5 protein-coding genes are annotated in these 5,244 nt (G+C 69.4%); 3 read left to right on the plus strand and 2 right to left on the minus strand.

Annotated elements, in window-relative coordinates; all coding sequences use genetic code 11:
• Positions 1 to 88 precede the first annotated feature (88 nt).
• Positions 89 to 1,405, minus strand: coding sequence for a hypothetical protein (locus AC3XYG_RS16535; protein WP_489140945.1), 1,317 nt, complete (start codon positions 1,403 to 1,405; stop codon positions 89 to 91).
• Between the two features lie 115 nt (positions 1,406 to 1,520).
• Positions 1,521 to 2,153 carry a LysE family translocator gene (locus tag AC3XYG_RS16540; RefSeq protein ID WP_489140946.1) on the minus strand — a complete coding sequence of 211 codons (633 nt, stop codon included), beginning with the start codon at positions 2,151 to 2,153 and terminating at the stop codon, positions 1,521 to 1,523.
• Positions 2,154 to 2,266: 113 nt separating this feature from the next.
• On the opposite strand from AC3XYG_RS16540, the gene AC3XYG_RS16545 reads away from it, so the two are divergent.
• From AC3XYG_RS16545 to AC3XYG_RS16555, 3 genes are all read left to right on the plus strand, one after another.
• Entirely contained in the window at positions 2,267 to 2,725 is a 459-nt protein-coding gene (locus AC3XYG_RS16545; RefSeq protein ID WP_489140947.1) for an Lrp/AsnC family transcriptional regulator, read from the plus strand.
• Positions 2,726 to 2,822: 97 nt separating this feature from the next.
• Positions 2,823 to 4,784 carry an acetyl-CoA carboxylase biotin carboxylase subunit gene (locus AC3XYG_RS16550; RefSeq protein WP_489140948.1) on the plus strand — a complete coding sequence of 654 codons (1,962 nt, stop codon included), beginning with the start codon at positions 2,823 to 2,825 and terminating at the stop codon, positions 4,782 to 4,784.
• A gap of 16 nt (positions 4,785 to 4,800) precedes the next feature.
• Positions 4,801 to 5,109 (plus strand): hypothetical protein, encoded by a 309-nt coding sequence (locus AC3XYG_RS16555; RefSeq protein WP_489140949.1) that lies wholly within the window; start codon positions 4,801 to 4,803, stop codon positions 5,107 to 5,109.
• Positions 5,110 to 5,244: the final 135 nt, after the last annotated feature.

Consider the following 5,244-nt stretch of genomic DNA (forward strand, 5'->3'; position numbering starts at 1 on the left):
TTGGCCGGTTCTTCCCTGAAACAACAAGGGCGGATCCGGGATGGATCCGCCCTCATCGTCACGGGGTGTCTATTCCGGCCCGCCGATGTCAGCCGCCGGAGCCGGGGGCTGGTGCCGCGGGCGCAGGGGCCGCCTGGCCGCCATCGGCCGGCGGGGTGGCCGGGGCCGCTGCTGCCGGGGCCGGCTGCTGGCCGGCATCCGGTGCGGCGCCCTGAGGCGCGGCCTGGCTGTCCGGCTGCGCGGCGCTTGTCATCAACGTCTGGATGTAGTTGCCGATCTTGTTCGCCGCGTCCTCGGCCAAGGCCTTGTCGCTCTGCAGGCTCTGGTGGAAGAAGACGGTGTAGAAATGGTCGTCGAGGGTGAAAACCAGCGAGGCGAAGATCGGCTGGCCGTTCATCTTGCAGTCCAGCTCGGCCCGCTTGACGGCATTGTCGCCTGTGATCACGGCCGGCTGGTCGGTGCTCTGCCACTCCGCGGCGCAGACCGACTTCATGATTTCGAGATAGCGCTTGGCGAACTGGTCGATCTCGACCGCATCGCCGCGCGGCTCCTGGTGCATACCGCCGACGACCTTGCCGTCGGTGCCGACCTGCCAGGCGTGGTTCACCTGCAGCGGGTCGCGCGGCAGCTTGCGCGGATCGGCGATTGCCACCTTGTCCATTCCGGCGGCGCTCAACAGCTGCTGCAGCACGCCGACGGTCATGCCGAAGCCCTGGGCGCCCAGCAGGTTGTGCGGGTCGATCTGGCCGTTGGCGGCTTGGCCGTTGGCCGGCGCCGCGCCGCCCTGGGCCTGGGCGATCATTGCCCGCGCGGTGTCGATGCAGCTCTTCAGCGCGGTCAGGCCGGCGCCGGTGCCGCTGAGCGGGAAGGTGAACTCGCCCTTCGGCGTGGTCACGATCGCCTTGTTGCCCTTGGCCAGGGCCTGGAACAGGTCGCCGCCCTGTCCGACCGGCACGACATAGGCGCTGGGCGAGACCGGAACGGCGTCGAACGACTTGTCGTAGGCGCCGTCGACGCGGATGCGGCCCTTGCCCTTCTCGCCTTCCTTCAGGCCCCAGTCCTTTTTCACGATGGCGACGTTGAACAGGTACTCGGGGTTGATGGTGAAGGCCAAGGTCAGGCCGCCATCATAGGGCTTCGAGATGTCGCAATGGCTGAACTGGTGGTTCTGCGGGTTCGGAACGGCCCCGCCCTTCCAGCCGCCGGCGTCGATCGCGAATTCCTTGGGTGCCGGGGCCTGCTGTCCCTGCGGCTGGGCCTGGGCGGCGGGCGCCGCCGGCTGGGCGGCCGGTGCCGCGGGGGCTTCCGCCGCCGGTGCCGGTGGCTTTGTCTCCTGCGCCATCGTTGGGACGGCAAACAACAGCGGGAGCAGCGCCACGCCGGCGCGGAGGATCGAAAGCTTCATACCAGGGCGCGTCCGTTCATGTTCCATCGAAGGGAGTCTCGAGCCTCCCCGTCGGGCCGGGCACACTCGTCCAAGGCGGCGCGGCTTGTCAATCCGGGACAACGCAGCGAAGCGGCTACCAGCGCAGCCAGAGCGCCAGGAACATGTAGGTGGCGAACACCAGCAGCAACACGCCGGCGACCCGGTCGATCCACAACAGCGTCCGCGGCGTCAGGCGCCCGCCGGTGGCGCTGACGATCAGGCTCAGTGTCAGGAACCAGGAGGCGGAGCCGAGGACCACGCCGGCGACCAGGATCAGGCCCGACCCGAAGGACAGCGTCTCCGCCAGCCCGACCGCGGTGAAGGCGGTGGCGAAGGTCAGGATCGTCATCGGATTGCTGAGCGTCAGCAGGAAGGCGCTGATCACCGCCATCACCTCGCTGCTTTCGGTCCGGCCGGTCTCCGGGTCCCGTTCGATATGCCCGGCATGCAGCAGGGTGCGGATGGCGAGGACGAACAGCACGGTGCCGCCGACCAGATGCAACCCGGTCTTCAGGGTGGCGAGCCAGGTGCCCAGCGCCACCATGCCGAAGGCCGCGATCAGGCCGAACATCCCGTCCGCGAAGGCGGCGCCGATGCCGGTGAGGATGCCGAAGCGGGGGCCGTGGATCAGCGTCCGGCGGATGCACAGGACGCCGATTGGCCCGACCGGCGCGGCAATGGCGATACCGAGCGCGACGCCCTTGGCGAACAGGAAGGGATCGATCATGACATCTCTTGGTAGCCGCTCGCCTCATCCAGCAACAGCGCGATCGCGAATGGAGGTTCGCCGGCCCTTCGATTAAACCAATGCGAGATCGAAACCAACGGGGGCGATTCGGCATGGACACGAAACTTCGCCTCGATGCCATCGGGCGGACCCTCGTGCAGGCGCTGCAGGAGAACGCCCGCGCCAGCTATGCCGAGCTGGGCCGGCTGGTCGGATTGTCGCCCCCGGCGGTGGCCGAGCGGGTAAAACGGCTCGAGGACCAGGGCATCGTCAAGGGCTTCCGGGCCGAGATCGACCGCGCCCGGCTGGGCTACAGCCTGTCCGCCTTCGTCCGGCTGCGCTGCCGTGCCGACAAGTTCCCGGCGGTGGAGGCGTTCGCGCGCGATGTGCCCGAGGTGGTGGAGTGCCATGAGGTCGCGGGCGAAGACGCCTATGTCTTCAAGGTCGTGGCCCGGTCGATTCAGCATCTCGACGAGATCCTGCTGCGCCTCGCGGCCTTCGGCGCCACCACCTCCTCGATCATCCTGTCTTCCCCGGTCGCCAACCGCGTGCTGCAGCCGGCGCCGGAGTGAGCCTGATCCGTTTCCTGTTGCGGTGCCGCGTGGCAGCGTCACAATCGCAACACTGCCCAGGCCGCCACCGTCAGGCCGGAACGCCGTAGTGGGGACGATGTTCGACAAGATCCTGATCGCCAACCGTGGTGAAATCGCCTGCCGCGTCATCCGGACGGCGCGGCGCATGGGCATCAAGACGGTCGCCGTCTATTCCGAAGCCGATGCCGACGCGCTGCACGTCCGCCTGGCGGATGAGGCGGTGGCGATCGGCCCCGCGCCCTCCGCCCAGTCCTATCTGGTGATCGATCGGATCGTCGAAGCCTGCCGCGCCACCGGCGCCCAGGCGGTCCATCCCGGCTACGGCTTTCTGTCCGAGAATCCGCGCTTCTGCGCCGCGCTGGACGCGGCCGGCATCGCCTTCATCGGCCCGGGCGTCCACGCGATCGAGGCGATGGGCGACAAGATCGAATCGAAGAAGCTGGCCCAGGCCGCCGGCGTCTCGACCGTGCCCGGCCATCTCGCGCCGATCCTGGATGAGGAGGAGGCGGTCGCCGTCTCCCGCCGCATCGGCTACCCCGTGATGATCAAGGCGTCGGCCGGCGGCGGTGGCAAGGGCATGCGCGTCGCCGAGAATGACGACGAGGCGCGCGAGGGCTTCCGCTCCGCCCGCAATGAGGCGCGCTCCGCCTTCGGCGACGACCGCGTCTTCGCCGAGAAGTTCATCGAGCAGCCCCGGCACATCGAGATCCAGGTGCTGGCCGACAGCCAGGGCAACACCGTCTATCTCGGCGAGCGCGAATGCTCGATCCAGCGCCGGCACCAGAAGGTGATCGAGGAGGCGCCGTCGCCCTTCCTCGACGCGGCGACGCGCAAGGCGATGGGCGAGGAGGCCTGCGCCCTGGCCCGGGCCGTCGGCTACCGCTCGGCCGGCACGGTCGAATTCATCGTCGGCGCCGACCGCTCCTTCTACTTCCTGGAGATGAACACCCGGCTGCAGGTCGAACACCCCGTGACCGAGGCGGTGACCGGCCTCGACCTGGTCGAGCTGATGATCCGCATCGCTGCCGGCGAGGCGCTGCCGTTCCGGCAGGAGGATGTGACCCTGACGGGTTGGGCGGTCGAGGCCAGGGTCTATGCCGAGGATCCGCTGCGCGGCTTCCTGCCGTCGATCGGCCGGCTGACCCGCTACCGCGCGCCGGAGGAGGGGCCGCATGTCCGCGTCGACACCGGCGTCGACGAAGGTGGCGAGATCTCGATGCATTATGATCCGATGATCGCCAAGCTGATCGGCATCGGCGCCGACCGCAACGCGGCGATCGCGTCGATCCGCAGCGCGCTCGACGGCTTTCTGATCCGCGGCGTCAACCACAACATCCCGTTCCTGGCGGTGCTGATGCACCATCCGCGCTTCGTCGAGGGGCGGCTGACCACCAAATTCATCGCTGAGGAATTCCCCGACGGCTTCCATGGCACTGCCCCGGCGGGCGAGGCGGCCGACCGGCTGGCCGCCCTGGGCGCCGCCCTGCTGCACCGCCAGGCGCTGCGCGGCATCGCCCCGGGCCCGCGCGACTGGGTGCTGCGCCACGACCGGGAGAACCGGCCGGCGACGGTGGAGGAGGCGACCGGCGGCTGGCGGGTCACGCTCGACGGCCGGTTGTCGGTGGTTCATGGCGAATGGCAGCCGGGCAGCATGCTGTTCGACGGCAGGGTGGATGGCGAGCGCATGGTGGCGCAGATCGATCGCCGCCCGGTGGGCCTGCGCCTGACCCATGCCGGCGGCGAGGTCGACATGGTGCTGCTGACGCCGCGCGCCGCCGACCTGGCCGGGCTGATGCCGGTCAAGGCGCCGCCCGACATGTCGCGCTTTCTGCTGTCGCCGATGCCCGGCCTGCTGGTGTCCCTGGCGGTCGCGGCCGGTGAGCCGGTCCGTGCCGGGCAGGAGCTGGCGGTGGTCGAGGCGATGAAGATGGAGAACGTCCTGCGTGCCGAACGCGACGGCGTGGTCGAGATCTTGCACGCCAAGCCGGGCGACAGCCTGGCGGTCGACCAGAAGATCCTGGAATTCGCAGCGGCCTGAGGGCCGGGAGAGCGTCATGTCGAAGCGATCATTCCCCATCGCCCTGCCGGTCCTGCTGTTGCTGGCCGGCTGCGGCGAATACTATGTGCCGCCGGAAAATCCGGGGCCGCCGCCGCCGATCAGCCAGATCAAGGATGACGACATGCATCCGCCGCCGGGCCCGACCGACCCCTACATGATCCGCACCGACGACCGGGCAATGGGCGCCTGGGCCGATTACTGCACCCGGATCAAGGACCTGGCCGGGCCGAAGATGCCGCCCAGCACGGAGAAGACGCGGATCGAAGGCGACCTGCGGACCTGCGAGGAGATCTTCGCCCAATGAGGGGGCGGGCTTGAAGAGCAACAAGGGCGCCGGAGACGAGGTCGAGGCCCGGACCCGCTGGTTCGCCGACACCATGGCCGGCCGCGGCACCGGCCGCCCCCGGCCCGATGTGGCGGTGGGCGATCATACCCAGGC

This window comes from Inquilinus sp. (assembly GCF_057815775.1).